The following is a 22,910-nucleotide window of genomic DNA, read 5'->3' on the forward strand; positions in this document are numbered from 1 at the left end:
TTCTGGGACGAATGGTCCCGTCGCGGGGCGTCGGAAGGCGCCGCACCCCGCGACGGAGTCTGAGGTCAGGCGGCCGCGGCCTCGGCGGGATCGGCCTGACGGGTGGGGACGGCGCCGACGCCGCGGACGAGGCCCAGCCTGCCCGCCGCGATGTACAGGACCATCGAGAGGAACAGGCTGATGAGGGACGGGATCCCCCAGGTCACGAAGTAGCCGACGAGGGAGGAGAGGAGCCAGACCACGATCGTGGCCGGCACGATGCGCGGGGCGGAGGCGGGCAGCACGCCCTCCTCTCGGCTGGCGTCGAGCTCGCCGCGCCAGCGGCGGACGATGAAGTACTCGGCGACCATGATGCCGGCGATCGGCGGGAACGCGACGCTCAGCACGATCAGGAACTGGGTGAACTGTCCGAGGATCCCCGCGGCCGCGAGGACGGATCCGACGATGCCGAGGACGATCGTCGTCGTGACGCGGTGCAGGTTCTTGCCGAACGTCGTCGAGACGAAGTTCACCAGGCCCAGGGCCGAGGAGTAGAGGTTCCAGTCGTTGATCTTGAGCGTTCCCGTGATGACGATGATGAGGCCGACCAGGCCCACCGAGCTGGTGACGATCGCGACGATGTCGCCCGACCGTGCGGCGTGGGCGAGGAGCACGCCGGCGAGGCCGATGACGAACTCACCGAGGGTCACGCCCACGACGGTCTGCTTGACGACGTCCGCGCGGGAGCGGTTGAAGCGCGTCATGTCGCCCGTGATGATGGCGCCCACGATGAGGCCGCCGGCGACGATGCCGGTACCGGCCCAGACGCTGATGTGCGGGCCGGGGGCGGGGCTCGTGAGCGGCGTGCCGAGGTCGTGGCGGCTGAGCTCCGAGATCACGGACCAGCCCACGAGCACGAGGAACAGGGGCACGGTGATGTTCGCGAGCCACTGCATGCCGAGGAAGCCGAACGCGACGATCGCGGTGACGGCGAGGCCGAACAGCAGGCTCCACAGCCAGGTCGGCAGCACACCGGGCATGAGTGCGTCGAGCGACTGCGCGGAGATCGCGGACTGGATGCCGAACCAGCCGATGAGGCTGATGCCGATCGCGAGACCCACGAGCGCGGCGCCGATCTCGCCGAAGCCCGTCCAGCGGGCCAGGAGCGCCGTGTTCAGGCCCTCGCGCTGGCCGATGAAGCCGACGATGCACATGATGAGCTCGAGGATGACGGATCCGAGCAGGAACGCGAGTGCGGCGTCGCCGAAGGTCATCCCGTAGCCGAGCGTGGCGCCGAGCAGGAACTGCGACAGTGCGGAGACCTGTCCGAAGCGCTGCACGGCGATGCCGAACCAGGGCTTTCGCGCTTCGGGAGTCACGCGGGAGAGGGCGAAATCGTCGTGCGGCGCGATACGGGCCATGGTGGTTCCCTTCGGGCGGGGAGGATGATTCCGCTCACGCTAGTGACACGCGGTCGGGTCCACCATGTGCGATCTGCACTGATCTGGCTATTCATTCGACAGTGCGCACACCTTGCCCTGCTGCGTCGTGGTGTTGCTTGCGGCCGCGGGCCGTGTGCCTCTCGCTCCTGCCGGTGGCACGGGTTGCTGCCGGGTGCACGGGTTGTTGGTGCCGGGTTCCTGTGCGGTCGGCGGGATCCGGTGCACTCGAGCTGGGTTTGCGGGCTCCGGGCGGTTGTCTGGAATACCAGACAGGACGTCGCCCTGCGCCCTGTCCGAGCGGCAGGCGAGGGTGTGGAATCGTCTCATGCCCCACACTTCCCCCGTCACGATCGGTGCGGCGCCGCTGCGCCCCGAGGACGTCGTCGCCGTCGCCCGCCACCACGCCACCGTCACGATCGACGCCGGAGCGCTGGATCGGGTCGCCGCCGCCCGCGGCGTGATCGACGGCCTGGCCGCGGATCCGCACCCGCACTACGGCGTCTCCACCGGCTTCGGCGCCCTCGCCACCACGTTCATCGCCCCCGAGCGACGCCGCCAGCTGCAGCAGAGCCTCATCCGCTCCCACGCCGCCGGCACCGGTGCCGAGGTCGAGACCGAGGTCATCCGCGCGCTGCAGCTGCTGCGCCTGCAGACCCTCGCCTCCGGCCACACGGGCGTGCGTCCGCAGGTCGTCGAGACCTACGCCGCCATGCTCAACGCCGGCATCACCCCGATCGTCCGCGAGTACGGCTCGCTGGGCTGCTCGGGCGATCTCGCCCCGCTCGCGCACATCGCGCTCGCCAGCATGGGAGAGGGCGACGTGCGCAACGCCGTGGGCGATCTCGTACCCGCCGCCGATGCGCTCGCCACGGCGGGCATCGCGCCGCTCGAACTCGTGGAGAAGGAGGGCCTCGCCCTCATCAACGGCACCGACGGCATGCTCGGCATGCTCGTGCTGGCCCTGCACGACCTCGAGGATCTCCTGATCACCGCCGACATCTCCGCCGCGATGTCGATCGAGTCGCAGCTCGGCACCGACGCGGTCTTCGCCGCCGATCTCATGGCGCTGCGTCCGCAGATCGGTCAGGCCGTCTCCGCCTCGCACCTGCGCGCGTTCCTCGGATCCTCCCCGATGGTCGCGAGCCACAAGGGCCCCGACGACGGTCGCGTGCAGGACGCCTACTCGCTGCGCTGCTCGCCGCAGGTGCACGGCGCCGCCCGCGACACCGCCTCCTACGCGACCACGATCGCCGAGCGCGAGCTCGCGAGCGTCGTGGACAACCCCGTCGTGACGAGCGACGGCCGCATCGAGTCGAACGGCAACTTCCACGGCGCCCCTGTGGCCGCCGTGCTCGACTTCCTCGCGATCTCGGTCGCCGACGTGGCCTCGGTCGCCGAGCGCCGCACCGACCGCGCCCTCGACCCCGCCCGCAGCCACGGCCTGCCGCCGTTCCTCGCGGACGAGGTGGGCGTGGACTCCGGCCTCATGATCGCGCAGTACGCCGCGGCAGGTATCGTCTCCGAGCTCAAGCGCCTCGCGGTGCCCGCATCGGTCGACTCCATCCCGTCCTCCGCGATGCAGGAGGATCACGTCTCGATGGGCTGGGCCGCGGCCCGCAAGCTCCGCCGCGCGATCGACGGCCTCGGCCGCGTGCTCGCGATCGAGATCCTCACCGGCGCCCGCGCACTCGACCTGCGCGCGCCGCTCGAGGCCGGCCCCGCCACCGGCGCGGTCCGCGACCTCGTCCGCACCGTGGCCGGCGGCCCCGGCCCGGACCGATTCCTCAGCCCCGACATGGAGGCCGTCGCTGCGCTCGTGCAGTCCGGCCGCATCGCTGCGATTGCGAAGGAGCACGCGAATGACTGACACCACCACCACGGGCCCGACCCTTTCGGACCCGACCCGGTCGATCCGCGCGATCCGCGGCAATGAGCGCACCGCGAAGAGCTGGGGTGCGGAGGCCGCCAAGCGGATGCTCATGAACAACCTCGATCCCGAGGTCGCCGAGCATCCAGAGGACCTCGTGGTCTACGGCGGCACCGGTCGCGCCGCGCGCAGCTGGGAGGCGTACGACGCGATCGTGCGCACCCTCGACGAGCTCGAGCCCGATGAGACCCTGCTCGTGCAGTCCGGCAAGCCGGTCGGCGTGTTCCGCACGCACGAGTGGGCGCCGCGCGTGCTCATCGCCAACTCCAACCTCGTCGGCGACTGGGCCACCTGGCCCGAGTTCCGCAAGCTCGAGGCCGAGGGCCTGATGATGTACGGCCAGATGACGGCCGGATCCTGGATCTACATCGGATCCCAGGGCATCCTGCAGGGCACCTACGAGACGTTCGCGGCGGTCGCCCGCTCGCTCGGCAAGGACTCCCTCAAGGGCACGCTGTCGCTCACCGGCGGCGCGGGCGGAATGGGTGGCGCGCAGCCGCTCGCCATCACGCTCAACGACGGCGCCTGCCTCATCGTGGACGTCGACGAGTCGCGCCTCGCGCGCCGGGTGGACCATGGCTATCTGGATGTCTACTACACCGACCTCGACGAGGCCATCGCGCGCGCCGTGGCCGCGAAGGAGGCCGGCGAAGCCCTGTCCGTCGGCATCGTCGGCAACGCGGCCGAGGTTTTCCCGGAGCTGTTCCGCCGCGGTGTCCCGATCGACATCGTCACCGACCAGACCAGCGCCCACGACCCGCTCGCGTACCTGCCGCTCGGCATCTCGGTGGCCGACTGGAAGGCCGAGGCCGAGCGCGATCCCGAGGAGTTCACCCGCCGCTCCCGCGAGTCCATGGCCGCGCATGTCGCCGCCATGGTCGCGTTCCAGGACGCCGGCGCTGCGGTGTTCGACTACGGAAACTCGATCCGCGCCGAGGCCGTCCTCGGCGGCTTCGACCGCGCGTTCGAGTTCCCCGGCTTCGTCCCGGCGTACATCCGCCCGCAGTTCGAAGAGGGCCGCGGCCCGTTCCGCTGGGCCGCGCTCTCGGGCGACCCCGAGGACATCTACAAGACCGACCGTGCGATCGCGGAGCTCTTCCCGGAGGACGCCGCTCTGCACCGCTGGCTGGAGAAGGCCGGCGAGAAGGTCCATTTCGAGGGCCTGCCCGCCCGCATCTGCTGGCTGGGCTACAAGGAGCGCCACCTCGCGGGCCTCAAGTTCAACGAGATGGTCGCCTCCGGCGAGCTCGCCGCGCCCATCGTGATCGGCCGCGACCACCTGGACTCCGGTTCGGTCGCCAGCCCGTACCGCGAGACCGAGGCCATGAAGGACGGATCCGACGCGATCGCCGACTGGCCGCTGCTCAACGCGCTGCTGAACACGGCCTCCGGCGCGAGCTGGGTGTCGCTGCACCACGGCGGCGGCGTCGGCATCGGCCGCTCGATCCACGCCGGACAGGTGACCGTGGCGGACGGATCCGCCCTGGCCGCCGAGAAGCTCGAGCGCGTGCTCACGAACGACCCCGGCACGGGCGTCATGCGTCACGTCGACGCGGGCTACGACCACGCGAAGGACATCGCGCGCGAGCGCGGTCTCAAGGTCCCGATGGGCCTCTGAGCCGGGCTCGGACACAGACGGCGTCCCGCTCTGCGCACCTCGTCGGGGGATGGGGGAGTGCAGGGCGGGGCGCGACCACCCACCGTGTCCCACTTCTGGTCGACGGCGTCCCGCTGCCGGGTACCGTGTCCCACTTCTGGCGCTTCAGAGTCGGATCCGGGAACAGAAGTGGGACCTACTGCGACCAGAAGTGGGACATGATCGGCGTGGAGGACGCATGAAGACCCTGATCACCAACATCGGCGAGCTCACGACGAACGCCCCGGCCCCGGAGCACGCCGAAGGGGGCGACGACCTCTGCGGCACCAGGCGTGATGCGGCGGTCCTCATCGACGGGGACCGGATCGCGTGGGTCGGTCCGGCGGCGGAGGCACCGGACGCCGACGAGACCGTCGACGCCGAGGGCCGCGCGCTGCTCCCCGGCTTCGTGGACAGCCACAGCCACCTCGTCTTCGGCGGCGACCGCGCCGCGGAGTTCGAGGCGCGGATGCAGGGCCAGAAGTATGCCGCCGGCGGCATACGGTCCACGGTCGCCGCGACCAGGGCCGCGACCGACGAGGAACTGCGGATCCGCCTGCGCGGATTCCTGGACGAGATGCTCGCGCAGGGCACCACGACCGTGGAGATCAAGAGCGGCTACGGCCTCGACGTCGTGACAGAGGAGCGCCTGGTGCGCCTTGCCGCCGAGGTCACCCCCGAGGTCACCTTCCTGGGCGCGCACGTCGTACCGGCCGAGTACGCCGATCGCGGCGACGAGTACGTCGCGCTCGTGACAGGGGAGATGCTCGACGCCTGCGCTCCGCATGCCAAGTGGATCGACGTGTTCTGTGAGACCGGGGCGTTCACCGTGCCCCAGTCGCGCCGCGTGCTCGAAGCCGGCATCGCCCGCGGGCTGCAGCCGCGCGTGCACGCGAGCCAGCTCGGCCCCGGCGAGGGCGTACAGCTGGCCGTCGAACTCGGCGCCGCGTCGATCGATCACGGCACCTACCTCACCGACGACGATGTGACAGCGCTCGCCGGATCCGAGACCGTGCTCACGCTGCTGCCCGGCGTCGAGTTCTCCACGCGGCAGCCCTATCCCGACGCGCGCCGGCTCATCGACGCCGGCGTGACCGTGGCGATCGCCTGCGACACGAACCCAGGTTCGAGCTTCACCTCGTCGATGCCGTTCTGCATCGCTGTCGCCGTGCGCGACATGCGGATGACGGTCGCCGAGGCGATCCACGCGGCCACGGCCGGGGGAGCGGCGGCCCTGCGCCGCACCGACATCGGTCGCATCGCCCCGGGCCTGCGCGCCGACGTGGTGCTGTTGAAGAGCCCGAGCCGCGTGCATCTCGCCTACCGCCCCGGCGTGCCCCTCGTGGACGCCGTGTGGAAGGACGGCGTGCGCGCGGTCTGACCCCGCGGCGCAGCAAGGGTCGTTGAGCGCGCACCCTCCTCGGGGCCGTTGAGGGAGGACGCGGGCAGCGCTGAAACCGAGCGTCGCGCTGAGGGAGCGAAGCGAGTCGAAGTGACGAAAAGCCGTCTCCCGAAGGATCACCGCGTTTCGTCTCGCTCTGGCTGCGCCGGTGCTCGCTCGACGACCAGGGGGATGCGCCCGCCCCGGGGGCTCAGCCCAGCGCGTGAGTGCAGACCACGGCGGCCGCCGCCGACCAGGCCTGCGGGCGGCACGATGCCGGATACGGCACCGGGGCGACGCCGGGCGTGCGGGCGTCGCCGGCGTGCAGCTCCGGCATCCGGTAGTCGAAGCCCTCGGCGGCATCCACGAGCTGCTCGGCGACCGCGGCCGCCTCGTCGCGGAGACCGGCGCGGAGCATCCCGTGCACGGCCACCGCGGTGTCGTGCGCCCAGACGCTGCCGCCGTGGTAGCTGAGCGGCCAGAAGCCGGTCGCCCCCGAGGACATCGTGCGGATCCCGAAGCCGCTCGACATTGAGTCGCCGAGCAGGAGGTCGGCGCAGGTGCGCTCCTCCTCGGGATCCAGCAGCCCGGTGCCGATGAGGTGGCCGATGTTGCTCGTGAGCGTGTCGACCGCGGCGCCGTGCGCGTCCAGCGCGATCGCCGGGTAGTGCCCCTCGGGCGTCGTCACCCAGTAGGCGGCGCGGAACCGGGTGCGCAGGTCCGCGGCCCAGGTGCGCAGCGCGTCGCCACCGTCCTCGCCCAGCGTGTCGAGCAGATCCGCGCCCCGCACCGCGGCCTCGTAGGCGTAGCCCTGCACCTCGCTCAGCGCGATCGGCCCTTCGGCGAGGCGGCCGTTTCGCCACTGGATCGAATCTCCGGAGTCCTTCCAGCCCTGGTTCGCGAGGCCGTGCCCGGTCTCGTCGACGTAGTCGATGAATCCGGATCCGCTCGCGTCGCCGTGCTCGGTCATCCAGCCGAGCGCCGCGCGCAGCGCCGGCAGCAGCTCGCGCACCTCGGCCTCCGGCATACCCGCGTCGCGGGCGTCGGCGAGCAGACACACCCAGAGCGGCGTGGCGTCGACCGTGCCGTAGTACAGCGGAGGAAGGTGCACGCCCTCGTTCGGCAGCGAAAGCGCGCCGCTGCGCAGCTCGTGCGGGATCTTGCCGGGGGCCTCGGCGGTGGCCGGATCCTTCTTCGTGCCCTGCAGGCGCGCGAGGACCCGCAGTGTGGACGCGGCGATCGCCGGGTCCTGGCTCAGGGCGAGGCGCGCGGCCCAGATCGAGTCGCGGCCGAACAGCGTGAAGAACCAGGGCGCCCCGGCGGCGTAGAAGGCGTCGTCCGGGTGCGCCGGCAGCGCGAGGCGCAGCGCGGCGAGATCGCCGGCGGCACGGTCCAGCCAGCGGCGCAGGCGCGGATCGCTCGTCGTGGGAATCGCGGCCCTGGCCTCCGCCGCCGGTGCCGTCACCACGAGGGCGGAGTCCTCGAGCGACAGAGCGAAGGAGAGCTCGACGCTCGATCGGGGCTCCAGCACGGTCGCCCAGCGGATCGCGATCGCCGCCCCCTCGACCGCGATCGCCGCATCGGGCGCCGTCAGCGCGAACGACGCGGTGCCGGAGGAGGCGCGTTCCCCGTCCCAGCCCCAGGCCCCGTCATCGGCGAGCCCGGCCTTGACGCGCTGCAAGGGCGCGAAGTCGGGCACGAGCGTCACGGTCAGTGCGACGGGAACGGGCACCTCGCGGTGCGAGGAGACCCGGATCCGCTCGGAGACCTCGCCGGCGCGCACCGTGCGGGTGCGGTCCAGGCGCACCTTCGGGTCGGGCTGATCGTCGTCGATGCCGCGCAGCACGGCCGCGAACACCGCCTGCGGAGGGGTGGGGGAGGAGCAGGCGATCGTCTCGACCGCCGTGCCCTCGATCGCGACGGTCAGCGCGCGCACGTGCCGCACATCGCCGTGGTAGACCCCGTGGATCGGCGCGGATCCCATGTCTCCTGTCTCGTCCGACCACACCTGGGTCGGCGCCTGGAGGGCGATGACGGCGTCGTTCAGGAGGGGCTGCAGCGGGGTGTCGGTCATGGGGCTCCTTCGTGAGGGCGGTACGCGGGCGGTCGGCCCGACGGGCGGCGTTCAGGACAGGGGACGGGAGGGAAGGACGCGGGCGGCGAGGGTCGGGGGCTCGGGGGCCGTCACTCCTTCACCGCCCCGTCGCTCGAGTTCATGATCCGCTTCTGGAAGAGGAAGAACATCACGGCCACCGGGATCGTCATGATGATCGCCGCGGCGAGCTTGAGCGGGTACTGACGGCCCTGGCTGAGCTGCCCGTTCGCGAGCTGCGCGACGCCCTTCGTGAGGGTCGTGAGCTCGGGCGACTGGGTGGACACGATGAAATGCGCCAGCTCGTTCCAGGACCCCTGGAACGACAGGATCACGATCGTGATCAGCGCCGGCCGCGCCATCGGCAGCACGACGGACCAGAACACCCGGAACGTGCCCGCACCGTCGATCCGCGCCTGCTCCTCGACCGACACGGGGATCGACTCGAAGAAGTTCTTCATGATGAAGACGCCTGCGGCGTCGACGAGGAGCGGCAGGATCATGCCCGCGTAGGAGTCGTACATGCCGAGCGTGTTGATCACGAGGAACTTCGGGATCAGCAGCACCACCGCAGGAACGCTCATCACGGCGATGAGCCCGGCGAACACGACGTTCCTGCCCCGGAAGCGGAGCCGCGCGAGCGCGTAGCCCGCGAGCGAGTTGAAGAACACCCGGCCCGCCGTGACCACGATCGTCACGATCACGGAGTTCTTGAACCAGGTGGGGAAGTCGCTCCGCAGGAACAGCTGCGTGTACGCCTCGGTCGTGAACGTCTGCGGCACCAGCGTGAGGGGGCTCGCGGCCGCGTCCGGATCCGTCTTGAAGCTCGTGGCGACCTGGATCAGGAACGGGTAGATGTACACGAGCGCGAGAGCGATGAGCAGCGCATACAGGACCGAGGTGGAGGCGATCCGCACGGTGCTCCGGCGCGTGCGGCGCGCGACGGGCGGGGCGGAAGCGGTGGCGGTCATCGCGCGGCTCCTTCGCTCGCGGCGGGTGCTCGGTCGGCGGAGGCGGCGCGGGCGGCGGCGCGTTCGACCGCTTCCAGATACGGCCGGTTGCGGCGGCGCGAGACGGGGCGCTCGCGCAGCACCCAGCGCTGCACGAGGGTGAAGACCATGATGATCACGAACAGGATGAACGCGATCGCCGCGCCCTGGCCCCACTCCTGATTGAGGAACGACGACTGGTACGACTGATAGGCGGGCGTGATGGTGGTCTTGGCGGGCTGGCCCCTCGTGCCGGTGTAGATCTGGTCGAAGATCTGCCAGCAGCCGATCAGGCCGAGCGTGAGCACGGTGAACAGGGTCGGGCGCAGCTGCGGAAGGGTGATCCGCCAGAACCGCTGCCAGCCGTTCGCGCCGTCCATCATCCCGGCCTCCTGCACCTCGCCCGAGATGTTCTGCAGCGCGGCGAGGAAGAGCAGCATGAACGTGCCGCTCGTGGTGAAGACCGCCATGATGATGTAGACGCACATCGCGACGCTGGGGCCGCCGATCCAGTCCCAGAACGAGACGCCGAGGAAGCTGTTCTGCGTGAGCGCCGGGGGCCCGCCCGTGACGCCGAAGTGCAGGATCCCGGACGGGTCGTTGAGCCAGTTCGGCCCGTTGATCCCGAGCCAGCCGAGCGCCGCGTTGACGGCGCCGGTCGTGGAGAACAGGAACAGGAACAGGACGGTGATCGCGACGGAGCTGGTCACCGAGGGGAAGTAGAACGCCGTGCGGAAGAAGCCGCGGCCCTTGAGGATCTGCCGGTTCACGAGCACGGCGAGGAACAGGCTCAGCGCGGTCTGGCAGGGGACGACGAGGATCACGTACCACGCGTTGTTCTTCAGGCTCATCCCGAAGTCGGCCTCGGCGAGCCCGCCGCCGAGAAGCAGCGCAGCATAGTTCTTCAGGCCGACGAACGAGACGCCGCCGGAGAACGGCGAGCCCCGCCCGCCCCAGTCGCTCACGCTCACCCAGAGCGCCATGAGGACCGGGACGACCAGGAACAGGCCGAGAAGGATCAGCATCGGGGCGGTGAAGAGCCACCCCGACGCGGTCTCGCCGCGCCGCAGACCCTGGTGGCCTGCGGGACGGTGAGACCGCACGGTGGAGGAGGCCATGATTACTTGGTCAGGGCTTCCAGGTTCTTCTGCGCGGCGTCGAGGATCGCCTTCGGATCGCCGGTCGCGAGCGAGCCGAGCTTTCCGTTGAAGTCGGTCACGACGTCGCTGGCGCCCTTGGCCGTCGGCACGCCCTGGGCGTACTCCGCGCCGTTCAGGAACGGCACGAGCGGGCCGTTGTCCTTCTTCCATTGGTCCGCGGCCGAGGCGATCGACGGTATCGGGCCGAACGCCTTCGAGAAGGCGAGCTGGCTGTCGGCGCTGGTCAAGTGCTCGACGAGGTCGAGAGCGGCCTTCTGGTTCTTGCTGTCGGCCGCGATGCCCCAGCAGTTCGTGAACTGCAGCGTGCCCTTCTTGCCCTCGGGACCGGCGGGCAGCTCGACCGCCTTGTAGGTCACGGTCGGGTAGTCGTTGGTCATGGCGCCGGTGATCCAGTTGCCCTCCACGACCATCGCGGCCTTCTGGGTGCCGAACGCCTCGCCGCCCCAGCCGGATCCGAGATCTGCCGCGAACTTCATCGAGCCGTCGTTGAGCAGGCCCTTGAGGTAGTCGAGCGCCTTCACGTTGCCCTCGGCATCGGCGGTGGCCTTGGTCGAGTCGGCGTTCATGAGTCCGCCGCCGGCGGCGACCATGAACGCGCCGACGCGGGCGTACTCGCCGCTCATCGAGAGGCCCACGTGGCCGTCCGCGGTGAGTTTCTTCGAGACGGCGGCGAGCTCGTCCCAGGTCTTCGGGATGTCGGCGTCGGTGAGTCCGGCCTTCGCCCACAGATCGGTGTTGATGACGAGCTGCAGGGTGGAGAAGTCCTTCGGCGCGCAGTAGAGCTTGCCGTCGTAGGTGAAGGACGTGAGCAGGCTCGGGTAGAAGTCGTCCTTGTTCTTCAGCAGATCGCCATAGGCGAGGAGGGAGCCGTTGGACGCGTATCCGGCCAGAGCGTCGGTGGACTGGTAGAACACGTCCGAGGGGGAGCCGGAGGCGAAGCCCTGCGAGAGCTGCTGGTTGAGATCGCTCGCCGCGGTCACGGTCGCCTTGACGCCGGAGGTCTTGGACCACGCCGACACGGCGTCCTTGACGGCCTTGGTCTCCGCGTCGCCCGACGATCCGATGAGGATGTTCAGCGGCTTGTCGGACGAGGTGAGCTTCGAGTCTCCGGTGGCGCTCCCGCCGCCGGAGAACCCGGAACCGCATCCGGTGAGGGCGATCGCGCCCGCGAGGACGAGCGCCCCGGCCCCGATCGCGGCGCGTGTGCTGTGCCGTGTCATGTCTCTTCTCCCTTGATGAGCATCGGTGAGGATGTGTGCTTCTGGTGACGACAGGATGTCGTCGTAGAAATTTGAACGATCAAACTCTGTGTCGAATACGCTAGGCGGCAGGAGCCCGGGGTGTCAAGGTGGGAAGGTGGTCCCGGGTCCAGGACCGGATCCGCGGAGGGAGAGACATGGTCAGGACGCCGACCGTCGAAGACGTGGCGCTGCGCGCCGGCGTGTCGCGGCAGACCGTGTCGAACGTGCTGAACACGCCGACGATCGTGAAGCCCGCCACGCGCGAGCGCGTGCAGCAGGCGATCGTCGAGCTCGGCTACCGGCGCCATGCCGCCGCCCGTCAGCTGCGTACCCGTCGCAGCTCGACGATCGGGATCCACCTGGACCCCTACGTCGGCGGCGTCTCCGGTGTCGTCCTGGACCGCTTCGTGCATGCGCTCACCGAGAGAGCGAGCGAGCGCGGCATGCGCATGCTCGTGTACGCCGCGCGCACGGCCGCCGACGAGATCGCGCGGCTCGCCGAGCTCTGGGAGGGCTCCGAGATCGACGCCGCGATCATCACCGGCACGTTCCACGGCGACCCGCGCACGCGCTGGCTGGGCGAGGCCCGGTTGCCCTTCGTCGCGTTCGGCCGTCCCTGGGGCGAGGACGACCTCGCGGCCCCCGAGCACCTGTGGGTCGACGTCGACGGGGCCGCAGGCACGCGCGCCGCCACGGAGCACGCTCTGGGTTTCGGACCGCGGGTCGCGTTCCTCGGCTGGCCGACGGGGTCGGGCACCGGCGACGACCGCGAACGCGGCTGGCGCGAGGCGATGGCCGCGGCCGGGGCCGTGGGCCCGCGGTGGATCACCGAGGAGGACGTCGCGGGAGCGAGGGCCGTGGTGGCGGGCGCAGGTGCGGACGTGGACGCGGTGGTCTGCGCGAGCGACTCCCTCGCGATCGGCGCGCTTCTCGCCCAGGCGGGGGGATCCGCACGGGTGCCGGTGATCGGCTTCGACAACACGCCGACCGCCGAGGCGCTCGGCTTCTCGAGCGTCGAACAGCGTCCGGAGGACGTCGCGGCGGCGACGCTGGAGCTGCTCATGGGGCCGACCGGCGAGGCGGTGACCCCGCGGGATGTGCGGGCCGGCACCGCGCACGCGCTGATCGAGCCGCGCCTCGTCGTCCGGTAGGCGGGCGCGCCGGGTCGTCCGGTAGGCGGACTGCCCACGTCGTGCGTGGGATGGATCCGGATCCGTGGCCCGCGACCGCAGGATCGGGCATAGCGTGGAGGCATGGCACGGATCCTGATCTTCGGCGGCCACGGCAAGGTGGCCCTCCTTCTCGAACCCCTCCTCACGGCGCGCGGCGACCAGGTGACCGCGGTGATCCGCGACGCCGGTCAGATCGACGACGTGCGGGCGACGGGAGCGGATCCCGTCGTCTTCGATGCCGAATCCGCATCGCAGGAGGCGATGGCGGCGCTGATCGCCGGGCACGATGCCGTCGTGTGGTCGGCCGGCGCGGGAGGCGGATCCGCGGAGCGCACCAGGGCTGTCGACTTCGCCGCCGCCGTCCTGTCCATGGAGGCGGCCGCCGACGCCGGCGTCGGCCGGTACGTGATGGTGTCGTACTTCGGATCCTCGCCTGCGCACGGGATTCCCGCGTCGGACTCGTTCCATGCTTACGCCGAGGCCAAGGCGGCGGCCGATGAGCACCTGCGTGCGACGGCGCTGGACTGGACGGTGCTCGGACCGAGCGGGCTCACGTTCGAGGAGCCGACGGGCCGGATCGACGCCGCGGCGGAGACCTCGGGCCGCGTCTCCCGCGCCGACGTCGCGCAGGTGATCGCGCAGACGCTCGTGGAGCCGGCGACCATCCGCCGCACGATCCGGTTCAACGAGGGGGATCGACCGATCGATCAGGCGCTGCGCGAACTCTGAGAGCGCGCCGTGCTCAGCGGCGGCCGAGCACGGCCAGGGCGATCCTGTCCAGCACCCACACGGCGAACAGGGCCAGGCCCACGATGCCGAGTCCGCTCGTCCAGAGTGCGGCGCCGACCGTGCCGAAGAGCACGGCCTCCAGGCTCAGCCTTCCCGGGGCGCGGATGTCGAAGCGCGCCTTCGGCGACAGCAACAGTCCCCAGACGGCCGCGAGCAGCGCGACCGCCACGATGGCCGACACCCAGCCGGGCCAGCCGGGAACGAGCCGCACCGCGGCGGTCGCCGCGCCGGCCAGCAGCGCGAGCTCCACCAGGAACCGCAACGCCAGGGCGAAGCGCAGGGCCGGACCTCCCTCGAGGAACGGGTCGCGGGCGGGACCGTCGCTCATGCGCGGGGATCAGTCCCGGCCCGCCAGCGCGGCGAGCAGCTCCAGCACGCAGAGCGCCGCGAGGCGCACGGTGCGTGCGTCCTCATCGTCGGCGGTGGCATCCACCTCGGCGATGTCGGCGCTGACCACGCGGGGGTCGCCGGCGATGCCGCGCACGAGCGCGCGCAGCTCCCATGCCGCGAATCCACCGGGGACGCTCGCCGGGCAGCCCGGGGTCGCAGCGCGGTCGCATGCATCCACGTCGATGTCGAGATGCACCCGGGATGCGGCGCCGGCGCCGGCGATCTCGACCGCCTCGGCGACCACGTCGTCGATGCCGCGGCGGCGCACCTCGTCCAGGGTGATCACGCGGATGCCCCAGTCCGCGGCCCGCTGCGCGTAGGCGACGGAGTTCGCGAAGTCCGCGATGCCGATCTGCACGATCCGACGCGGATCGATCGCGGATCCCTCAGGGGCGTCCTCGACCAGCCGGCGCACCGGGGAGCCGTTCGAGACCCCGTCGCGCAGGTCGAAGTGCGCGTCGATCGTGATGAGGCCGTCCGCGCCCGCTCCGAGCGCGACGGGGTAGGTGAGCGAGTTGTCGCCGCCGAGCGCGATCACGAGCCGGGACGCCGCGGCGAGCTCGGAGACGCGCGCGATCGCGCGGGCGGTGCCCTCGTCGCCGTCGGGCTCGTGCACATCGCCTGCGTCGGAGATCCGCAGCGCCTCGTTCAGGTCGACCGCAGGCGGGCCCATCAGGGTCGGGCTGTACCGGCGCAGGGCGTCGCGGATCGCCGCCGGCGTCGCGTGCGCGCCCGTGGGGGACAGTGAGGTGCGCCAGGTCGGCATGCCGAGCAGGACCGCGTCGGCGGGCGTGCTGAAGGCGGGCCAGTCGCCGCCACGGGGCCAGAGGGGATCGTGTGAGAGTGCCATGAGGAGTCCCTTCCCGGAGGCGCGATCGGCATCCGTTGAACAGCGTGCCACGGCGCGGGCTCCGCGTCGCCATGCCATCGCGGTCGATGTCTGGTGCACCAGACACTTGGCCCCGGCTCGGCCGGCTCCGGCGGCGACGATCTGCGCACGCCGGGACGACCCGCACACGAAATCGAAATCGCCGGATCCGTGTGCCGATCGTGTCACGGTGTGCAGATCGTCGCGCCTGACGGCTCCGCACCCGACGGGCCGGCGCGGGTCACACGGGGATCACGGCATGCGCGATCGCGAAGATCGCGAGCCCCGCGAGCGCTCCGACGACCGTGCCGTTCAAGCGGATGTACTGCAGGTCGCGGCCGACCATGAGCTCGATCTTCTCCGTGGTCTCGGCCGGATCCCAGCGCTCGACGGTGTCCGTGATGATGGAGGCGATGTCGTGCCGGTAGCGGTCGACGAGGAACACGGCGGCGTCCGTCACCCAGCCGTCCACGCGCTGCTGCAGCGGATCCTCCGTGGCGAGGCGATCTCCGAGCTCGCCGATCGCCACCGCGGCCCGGCGGCGCAGGCCGCTCTCCGGGTCCGCGAGCGCCGACAGGAGCCCGGTCTTCGCGGCGTTCCACGCCTCGGCGGCCAGCGCGCCCACGCGGGGGCTGTCGAACAGGGCCGACTTGGCGTTCTCGAGGCGCGCCCGCGTGCCGGCATCGTGCTGCAGGTTGTCCGCGAGCCGGGCGAGATAGCCATCCAGGGCGAGGCGGGCGGGGTGGCGCGGATCCGCCTGCACGGCCCGTACGAACCGCACCGCCTCGTTGTAGGCGGCCTCGTCCACGAACCGGTGCGCGAGCCTCGGCACCCACCCGGGCAGCCGGCGCGAGAGCAGTCCTCTGAACGCTTCGGCGTTGCCGTCCAGCCAGGTCGCGATGCTGTCGACGGCGAGGTCCACCGCGCCGCGATGGGCGTCGGACTCGACGATGCACTGCAGCCACGTGCCCGCGGGCGTTCCCCACTCCGGTTCCACGAGGTGCTCGCGCGCGAGCTCGGCGATCACGCTCTGCACGTCGTCGTCGCTCAGGGCGCGCAGCACGGCGGCGGCGATCGTGGAGCCCTCGCTCGCGACCCGTTCCGCGTGGGCGGGCGCGCGCAGCCAGGATCCGAGCCGTGCGGCGATCGAGGTCTCGGACAGCTTCGTGCGCACGACCTCGGCGGAGAGGAAGTTGGTCTCGACGAACTCGCCGAGGCTGCGCCCGATCTCGTCCTTGCGGTTGGGGATGATCGCGGTGTGCGGGATGGGCAGCCCGAGGGGGCGCCGGAACAGGGCCGTCACTGCGAACCAGTCGGCCAGCGCGCCCACCATGCCGCCCTCCGCGGCGGCGCGCAGGTACTCGAGCCACGGGTAGCGGGCCTGTAGCCAGAAGGCCACGACGAACGCGACGGCCATGACCCCGAGGGCGGCGAGGGCGACGGCCTTCATCCGCCGGAGCGCGCGCAGGCGCTCCAGATCCGCGGGGGGCAGCAGTGCTTCACGGGCGCGAGCCATGCGCCCATCCTTGCAGAGCCGATCCCGTGAGGCGGGCGGTACTCTCTACCTCGTGATCGAAGACATCAAGAAGCGCGCCCTGCACCGCACCAGCATCCTCGAGGGACAGCTCCGCGGCGTCGCGAAGATGATCGAGAACGAGGACTACTGCATGGACATCATCACGCAGTCCCGCGCCATCCAGCGCTCCCTCGAATCCCTCAACAAGCTGCTGCTCGAGAACCACCTGCGCACGCACGTGGCGCACATGTTCGACGAGGGCGGGGAACCGCGCGAGCAGGCCATCGAGGAACTGCTGAAGGCGTTCGACTTCCAGGGGAGATAGCCTCCGGGTGCGGATCCCGCACCCCTCATATTCGTTGAGAAACATAAACGTAACAACGAATTTCGTCGCCAAAGGTCAAGGAATCTCCGTTTTCCTCTGTACGAGTGTCTGAACCTGTGTCAGACTCCTCGGCAGCGAGAACACACCCTGTGGAGGTTTCATGAGCGGTCCAACGTCCGTACCGGCTCAGAGCACGAGCGACACGCCCTCCGGCGGCGTCGAGATCTCTGGCGTCACCAAGTTCTATGGTGAGGCGATCGCCGTCGACCGCCTGTCGTTGTCGATCCGACCGGGGGAGTTCCTCTCCCTCCTCGGCCCCTCCGGATGCGGCAAGACCACCACGCTGCGCATGATCGCGGGCTTCGAGCACCCCGACGAGGGGGACATCCGGCTGAGCGGCCGGAGCGTGTTGGGCCTGCCGCCGCACAAGCGCGAGGTCAACACGGTCTTCCAGGCGTACGCGCTCTTCCCGCACATGACCGTCGCGGAGAACGTCGCGTACGGCCTGCAGCAGCGCAAGGTGCCCAAGGCCGAGCAGCGCGAGCGCGTCGCCGAGGCGCTCGACATGGTGCAGCTGCGTCGTTTCGCGGACCGCAAGCCCACGCAGCTGAGCGGCGGGCAGCAGCAGCGCATCGCGCTGTCCCGCGCCCTGATCAACCGCCCGTCCGTGCTGCTGCTGGACGAGCCGCTCGCAGCCCTGGACCGGCAGCTGCGCGAGGAGATGCAGCTCGAGCTGAAGCTGCTGCAGGCACGGCTCGGGACCACCTTCGTGTTCGTGACGCATGACCAGTCGGAGGCGCTGTCGATGAGCGACCGGATCGCGGTCATGCGCGCGGGCCGGATCGAGCAACTCGCCGCACCCGCCGACGTCTACGCCGAGCCGGCCTCGGCCTATGTCGCCTCGTTCATCGGCCAGCAGAACTTCCTGCACGGGACGGCGCTCGGCGGCGACGCGGTCGACACGCACGCGGGAACCGTGCACGGCCGTTGGGGCGGCGAGCGGACCGCTCCGGGATCCGCCGTCGTCGCTTCGATCCGGCCCGAGTTCGTGCGGCTCGCTCCCGCGGGGACCGCGGACGGGCCGGGGATCGACGGCACCGTGCTCGGCGTCTCGCATCTCGGCGAGACGCTGCAGGTCGCGGTCGAGGTCGGGCGCGAGCAGGCCTTCCTGGTGCGGATCCCTGCGCCCGGGGCTCCCGCGGTCGCGGTCGGCGACGCCGTGCGCTGCACCTGGAGTTCCTCCGATGTCCGCATCTTCGCCGGCGATGGGATCCCCGAGACCGCCACTCACGTGATCGCCCTCCCCAAGGAAGCGGCCTGATGGGTCACCGCGGCGCCGACGACCGGCCACCGGTGCGCGTGCTCGCCCACGCTCCTTCCGCACGCAAGATCGGCGCCGAGCTCACCCGACGCGGCTTCCTCGCGACGGCGCTCGCGGCCTCCGGCGCCGTGCTGTTCACCGCCTGCGCTCCGGAGAAGGCCTCGGCGGCGTCCGAGGCGCACGGCGGCCCGCTCGAGGACAAGCTCTCGATCTACACCTGGAGCGACTACGACAACCCGGATCTGCTGAGCGCCTTCACGACGAAGAAGGGGCCGAAGGTCGTCGTCGATGCGTTCAACTCGAACGAGGAGCTCGTGGCGAAGCTCGTCGCCGCGCGCGGCACATCGGGCTACGACATCGTCGTCCCGACAGGACCGTTCATCCTTCCCATGGCGGAGAACGGTCTCCTGGAGAAACTGAACCTCGACCTGATCCCGAACTTCGCGACGATGAATCCGCACTTCATCCATCGCTCCTTCGACCCGAAGAACGAGTACTCGATCTGCAAGGCGTGGGGCACGACCGGTTTCGCCTACGACAAGACTGTGATCGCACGGGAGCTGACCAGCTGGGTCGACTTCATCGATGCGGCCCAGAACGAGGCGTCCGGCAGGACATCGCTCCTCGACGACCCTGCGCCGATGTGCGGGATCTATTTCTGGTCGCATGGAATCGACTGGAACACGACCGAGGAGAAGCACCTCGCGGACTGCGAGGCGTTCATGACGAAGGAGATCGCCCCTCATGTGATCTCGTTCGACTCCGCGCCGGGCGGGCAGATCATCCCGCAGGCGACCGCCGCGCTCGTGCAGGTGTACAACGGCGATGCCCGGACCGGGATCGCCGCGTCGAAGCACCCAGAGCGCTGGCAGTGGGTGCTCGGGGCGCCGGCGACCGAGATCTGGATGGACAACTGGGCGATCGCCAAGGGTGCGCCGCATCCCGAGGCGGCGCACGCCTTCATCAACTTCATCATCGCGCCCGGCATCCAGGCGGACCAGATGGACTACATCGGCTACGACACCGGCGTCGACGGCAATCAGCAGAGGGCCGAGGAGGCGGGATTGGAGGACCTCGACATGGTCTTCTTCACGGAGGAGCAGATCGCCACGATGCACGAGGGGAAGTTCACCAGGGCCCAGGAGCGGATCGTGGCGATCTGGAACGCGACGAAGGCGGCCGCCGGTGCGTAGGCTCAGGATCCGCTTCGGCCTGGCCCTGCCCGCCTGGGTGTGGCTGCTCGTCTTCTTCGTCGTCCCGATCGGCGTGGTCGTCTGGTACAGCTTCGGCTACAAGCCGAGCATCTTCGCGACCAACGCGAACGACAAGCTGTCCTTCGACCGCTACATCGAGGCGCTCTCGCCGACCTTCTTCGCGACCTTCCAGAACACGCTCTGGGTGGGCATCGCCGGCACCGCCCTGTGTCTGATCATCGGTGCGCCCGTGGCGTACTGGATCGCGGTGAAGTGCCCGCCGAGCCGGCGCGGGATGTTCCTCGCGCTCGTCATGGTGCCGTTCTGGACCAACTTCCTGGTGCGCACGATCGGCTGGCAGATCATCCTCGCCCCCGAGGGCTGGCTGTCCCACGCGCTGCAGTTCCTCGGAGTCATCCCCGGGCCGCTCGGAATACTGAACACCCGCGGCGCGGTGCTGCTCGGCGTCGTCTACAACTACCTGCCGCTCATGATCCTGCCGCTGTTCGTGGCGTTCGACCGCGTGAGCGGACCGCTGCGCGAGGCGAGCAAGGATCTGGGCGCCGGCAGCTGGAGGACGTTCTTCCGCGTGACGATCCCGCTCGCGCAGCCCGGCATCATCGCCGGTGTGCTGCTGGTCTACATCCCGCTCATGGGCGACTACATCACGGCGACCGTGCTCGGCGGCGCCAAGGGCAACATGGTCGGGCAGATCGTCGCCAGCCAGTTCCAGACCGCGCAGAACTGGGCGCTGGGATCCGCGATGGCCGTGCTGCTGATCCTCACCATCGCGCTGTCGATCGGCATCGCGGCCGCGATCGGCTGGCTCGTCACGATCCCCATCCGCCGCAGCTACCGGCTCACACTCGAGGAGGCATGATGACCGTCGTCGCAGAACGATCCGCCGAGCAGGCGGATCCGTCGCCGTCCACGACCCGGGCTGGATCCGGTCGGCGCACCAGGGCTCCGCGCAACGTCAGTCGCTGGCTGCTGCCGCTGTGGGCGACCCTGGTGTTCGTCTTCCTGTTCCTGCCGATCGCCGTCGTGATCGTGTACTCGTTCAACGTCGGCCGTCTGCTGATCTCGTGGGACCACTTCGGCTTCGACTCGTTCGCCGCGATCGTCACCAAGCCCGCCGTCCGCGACGCGGTGCTGGTCTCGCTGCGCACCGGCCTCATCGCCGCGGTGCTCGCGACGGCGCTCGGCACCCTCGCCGGCATCGCGATGGCGCGCACCCCCGGCAAGTGGGTGCCGTGGTTCCTCGGCCTGCTGCTGCTGATCTCGGTCACGCCCGAGATCGTCGACGCGGTCGCGCTGCTGCCGTGGGTCGTGTTCCTCGGCCAGGATCTGGGACTGTCGATCTTCAACGACGGCACGGTGCGTCTCGTGATCGGGCAGTCGCTCTTCTCGATCGCGATCGTGTCGTACATCGTGCGGGCGCGCCTGGTGGGACTCGACGCCCGGCTCGAAGAGGCCTCGGCCGATCTCTACGCCCGGCCGCTCACGACGTTCTTCAAGGTCACCCTGCCGCTCGCGATGCCCGCCGTGCTCGCGGGCTTCCTGCTCTCGTTCACCCTGGGCCTGGACAACACGATCGTCTCCGCTTTCGTCCAGGTCTCCGGAACCACGCCGTGGCCGGTCTACGTGCTGAGCGCCCTGCGCAGCGGCCTGCGCCCGGAGATCGCCGCGGTGTCCACGATCATGCTCGTCCTCACGCTCGGGGCGCTCGCGCTCGTGGCGCTCGTCCTGAAGAAGGCGGGCGACTCGGCGGCCGACATCGCCCGGACGATGGCGGGAGGCTGAGCCGGGCGGCTAGCCTCGGCTGCGTGGACGCCTCCGACCTCGCCGCGCTCCGCGGCGGCCTGCTCGCCTTCTGCTATCAGATGCTGGGCTCGCCGTTCGACGCGGAGGACGCCGTGCAGGACGCACTCGAGCGGGCCTGGCGCGGCCGGTCGTCGTACGACCCGGCCAAGGCGGCGCTGTCGACGTGGGTGTACCGCATCGCACGCAACGTATGCGTCGACCGGCTCCGTGAGACGCCGCGGCGTCCGCTGCCGCGCGACCTGACGGATCCGGGCATCGACGTCGGCGCGCCTCTGGTGCCGGCCCTGGACGTGCCCTGGCTGGTGCCGGCGCCGACCCGCTGGTGGGCGGACTCCGAGCCGGAGCGCGCGGTCGCCGAAGCGTCGGGGGTGCGGCTCGCGGTGACGCTCGTGCTGCAGGCGCTGCCGCCGAAGCAGCGCGGGGTGTTCATCCTGCGGGAGGTGCTCGGGCACACCGCGGCGGAGACGGCCGAGATCCTCGAGACCAGCGTGCCGTCGGTGAACTCCGCGCTGCAGCGGGCGAAGGCTGCTGTCGCGGAGCGCACCTCGCGCCCCGCTCCGCTGCGGCGGGAGACCGTGGAGCGGTACGCGAGGGCGATCGAGCGTGCCGACGCTGCGGCCCTCGCCGAACTCGTCGCCGACGACGTGCTGTTCGAGATGCCGCCCGTGCCGTTCTGGTCGATCGGGCGCGAGACGTACGCCGCGTTCATGGCGCACCTGTTCGAGTGGCAGGGCACTCGCTGGCGCACCAGGCCGATCTCGGCCAACGGGCAGCACGGGTTCCTGCTCCTTCGCGTCGACGACGACGGCGTCCACCCGCATACCGTGCAGCTGTTCGAGGCCGACGCGTCCGGCGTGAGGATCGGCCATGTGCTGGTGTACCGGAACGAGGCGCTGTTCACGCTCTTCGAGAGGGACGCCGTCGTCGTATGACGAGTCCGAACGGATTCCGCCCGCACCGATGAGTTCGGAGCCTCGCGTTCGTACACCCCTATGAAGCCCTCCGCGGAGGATCCGCATCGGGGCACGACGCAAGGAGCACGACATGGCACGCATCATCGTGGCGCAGTTCATCACCCTCGACGGGGTCGTGGAGGATCCGGACGGATCCGACGGCACGCCCTTCGGCGGATGGTGCTTCCGGCACGGCCCCGAGGCGATCTCGGGGGACAAGTTCCGCTACGGATCGGTCCTGCAGACCGGGATCTTCCTGTTCGGGCGCCGCACCTGGGAGGCGTTCTCGGCCCTGTGGCCGCCGCGCGACGCGACGGATCCGTTCGCCCGCGCACTGAACGCCGCGGACAAGGCCGTCGTGACGGGCGGCGACGTCGACCTGGCGCGGTGGCAGAACTCCCGGCGGGTCGAGGCGGATCCGGTGGGCTGGGCGCGGGAGACGGCCGCGACGCGCGATGTCATCGTGATCGGCAGCGGATCGCTCGTCGAGCGCTTCGTCGCGGCGGGGGCGGTCGACGAGTACCGGCTGCGCGTGTTCCCGACGGCGACCGGCGACGGCCGTCGCCTGTTCCCCGACGGTGCGGCGCTCGATCTCGTGAGCGTCGAGCAGATGGGGCCGACGAGCCTGGTGATCGCTACGCCCTCCGTCCGGGGCCGTTGAGCGCCCTTCGTCTCGCCTTCGGCTCGCTCAGGAACCGCACCCGGAGGGCGC

At 70.6% G+C, this 22,910-nt stretch carries 20 protein-coding genes; 12 read left to right on the forward strand and 8 right to left on the reverse strand.

Features of this window, described 5'->3' with window-relative positions; translation table 11 throughout:
* Positions 1 to 65: 65 nt before the first annotated feature.
* Positions 66 to 1,400, reverse strand: a complete 1,335-nt coding sequence (locus ACFC1J_RS16235) for a purine-cytosine permease family protein (protein WP_375908298.1) — start codon at positions 1,398 to 1,400, stop codon at positions 66 to 68.
* A gap of 346 nt (positions 1,401 to 1,746) precedes the next feature.
* Between ACFC1J_RS16235 and hutH the strand changes: the two genes are divergently transcribed.
* From hutH to hutI, 3 genes are all read left to right on the forward strand, one after another.
* On the forward strand, positions 1,747 to 3,288 hold the full coding sequence (gene hutH, locus ACFC1J_RS16240; protein WP_375908301.1) for a histidine ammonia-lyase: 1,542 nt from the start codon (positions 1,747 to 1,749) through the stop codon (positions 3,286 to 3,288).
* Positions 3,281 to 4,966 carry a urocanate hydratase gene (gene hutU, locus ACFC1J_RS16245; RefSeq protein ID WP_375908304.1) on the forward strand — a complete coding sequence of 562 codons (1,686 nt, stop codon included), beginning with the start codon at positions 3,281 to 3,283 and terminating at the stop codon, positions 4,964 to 4,966. The genes hutH and hutU overlap by 8 nt, the downstream gene beginning before the upstream one ends.
* Before the next feature lie 217 nt (positions 4,967 to 5,183).
* Positions 5,184 to 6,365 carry an imidazolonepropionase gene (hutI, locus tag ACFC1J_RS16250; protein ID WP_375908307.1) on the forward strand — a complete coding sequence of 394 codons (1,182 nt, stop codon included), beginning with the start codon at positions 5,184 to 5,186 and terminating at the stop codon, positions 6,363 to 6,365.
* A 211-nt stretch (positions 6,366 to 6,576) separates the two neighbouring features.
* Here the strand turns inward: hutI and ACFC1J_RS16255 are convergent, their stop codons facing one another.
* From ACFC1J_RS16255 to ACFC1J_RS16270, 4 genes are all read right to left on the reverse strand, one after another.
* Positions 6,577 to 8,439, reverse strand: coding sequence for a glycogen debranching N-terminal domain-containing protein (locus ACFC1J_RS16255; RefSeq protein ID WP_375908310.1), 1,863 nt, complete (start codon positions 8,437 to 8,439; stop codon positions 6,577 to 6,579).
* Between the two features lie 110 nt (positions 8,440 to 8,549).
* On the reverse strand, positions 8,550 to 9,428 hold the full coding sequence (locus ACFC1J_RS16260; protein WP_375908313.1) for a carbohydrate ABC transporter permease: 879 nt from the start codon (positions 9,426 to 9,428) through the stop codon (positions 8,550 to 8,552).
* Positions 9,425 to 10,564, reverse strand: a complete 1,140-nt coding sequence (locus ACFC1J_RS16265; protein ID WP_375908316.1) for a carbohydrate ABC transporter permease — start codon at positions 10,562 to 10,564, stop codon at positions 9,425 to 9,427. The genes ACFC1J_RS16260 and ACFC1J_RS16265 overlap by 4 nt, the downstream gene beginning before the upstream one ends.
* Before the next feature lie 2 nt (positions 10,565 to 10,566).
* Positions 10,567 to 11,826, reverse strand: a complete 1,260-nt coding sequence (locus tag ACFC1J_RS16270) for an ABC transporter substrate-binding protein (RefSeq protein ID WP_375908318.1) — start codon at positions 11,824 to 11,826, stop codon at positions 10,567 to 10,569.
* A gap of 176 nt (positions 11,827 to 12,002) precedes the next feature.
* Between ACFC1J_RS16270 and ACFC1J_RS16275 the strand changes: the two genes are divergently transcribed.
* Entirely contained in the window at positions 12,003 to 12,998 is a 996-nt protein-coding gene (locus ACFC1J_RS16275; protein ID WP_375908321.1) for a LacI family DNA-binding transcriptional regulator, read from the forward strand.
* Between the two features lie 102 nt (positions 12,999 to 13,100).
* Complete coding sequence (locus tag ACFC1J_RS16280; protein ID WP_375908324.1) at positions 13,101 to 13,748, forward strand: SDR family oxidoreductase; 648 nt, start codon at positions 13,101 to 13,103, stop codon at positions 13,746 to 13,748.
* A gap of 13 nt (positions 13,749 to 13,761) precedes the next feature.
* On the opposite strand, the gene ACFC1J_RS16285 is transcribed toward ACFC1J_RS16280, so the two are convergent.
* The 3 genes from ACFC1J_RS16285 to ACFC1J_RS16295 form a co-directional block, all read right to left on the reverse strand.
* On the reverse strand, positions 13,762 to 14,136 hold the full coding sequence (locus tag ACFC1J_RS16285; RefSeq protein WP_375908327.1) for a YrdB family protein: 375 nt from the start codon (positions 14,134 to 14,136) through the stop codon (positions 13,762 to 13,764).
* Between the two features lie 9 nt (positions 14,137 to 14,145).
* Positions 14,146 to 15,048, reverse strand: coding sequence for an arginase family protein (locus tag ACFC1J_RS16290; RefSeq protein WP_375908329.1), 903 nt, complete (start codon positions 15,046 to 15,048; stop codon positions 14,146 to 14,148).
* A 259-nt stretch (positions 15,049 to 15,307) separates the two neighbouring features.
* Entirely contained in the window at positions 15,308 to 16,582 is a 1,275-nt protein-coding gene (locus ACFC1J_RS16295; RefSeq protein ID WP_375908332.1) for a DUF445 domain-containing protein, read from the reverse strand.
* A gap of 52 nt (positions 16,583 to 16,634) precedes the next feature.
* Between ACFC1J_RS16295 and ACFC1J_RS16300 the strand changes: the two genes are divergently transcribed.
* The 7 genes from ACFC1J_RS16300 to ACFC1J_RS16330 all read left to right on the forward strand — a co-directional run bounded on the left by ACFC1J_RS16300 (position 16,635) and on the right by ACFC1J_RS16330 (position 22,859).
* Positions 16,635 to 16,907 (forward strand): metal-sensitive transcriptional regulator, encoded by a 273-nt coding sequence (locus tag ACFC1J_RS16300; protein WP_292717115.1) that lies wholly within the window; start codon positions 16,635 to 16,637, stop codon positions 16,905 to 16,907.
* A 160-nt stretch (positions 16,908 to 17,067) separates the two neighbouring features.
* Positions 17,068 to 18,228: an ABC transporter ATP-binding protein gene (locus ACFC1J_RS16305; RefSeq protein ID WP_375908335.1), complete on the forward strand. Its 1,161-nt coding sequence runs from the start codon at positions 17,068 to 17,070 to the stop codon at positions 18,226 to 18,228.
* Entirely contained in the window at positions 18,228 to 19,421 is a 1,194-nt protein-coding gene (locus tag ACFC1J_RS16310; RefSeq protein WP_375908337.1) for a spermidine/putrescine ABC transporter substrate-binding protein, read from the forward strand. Before ACFC1J_RS16305 ends, ACFC1J_RS16310 begins: the two co-directional genes overlap by 1 nt.
* Positions 19,414 to 20,301 (forward strand): ABC transporter permease, encoded by an 888-nt coding sequence (locus ACFC1J_RS16315; RefSeq protein ID WP_375908340.1) that lies wholly within the window; start codon positions 19,414 to 19,416, stop codon positions 20,299 to 20,301. Before ACFC1J_RS16310 ends, ACFC1J_RS16315 begins: the two co-directional genes overlap by 8 nt.
* A complete protein-coding gene (locus ACFC1J_RS16320) occupies positions 20,301 to 21,224 on the forward strand; it encodes an ABC transporter permease (RefSeq protein ID WP_375908343.1) in 924 nt (307 codons plus the stop codon). The genes ACFC1J_RS16315 and ACFC1J_RS16320 overlap by 1 nt, the downstream gene beginning before the upstream one ends.
* Before the next feature lie 23 nt (positions 21,225 to 21,247).
* Positions 21,248 to 22,177: an RNA polymerase subunit sigma-70 gene (locus tag ACFC1J_RS16325; RefSeq protein ID WP_375908346.1), complete on the forward strand. Its 930-nt coding sequence runs from the start codon at positions 21,248 to 21,250 to the stop codon at positions 22,175 to 22,177.
* Between the two features lie 112 nt (positions 22,178 to 22,289).
* Positions 22,290 to 22,859, forward strand: coding sequence for a dihydrofolate reductase family protein (locus tag ACFC1J_RS16330; protein ID WP_375908349.1), 570 nt, complete (start codon positions 22,290 to 22,292; stop codon positions 22,857 to 22,859).
* Positions 22,860 to 22,910: the final 51 nt, after the last annotated feature.

Origin of the sequence: Microbacterium sp. NPDC056052, from assembly GCF_042266785.1 — a bacterium.
Lineage (GTDB): Bacteria > Actinomycetota > Actinomycetes > Actinomycetales > Microbacteriaceae > Microbacterium.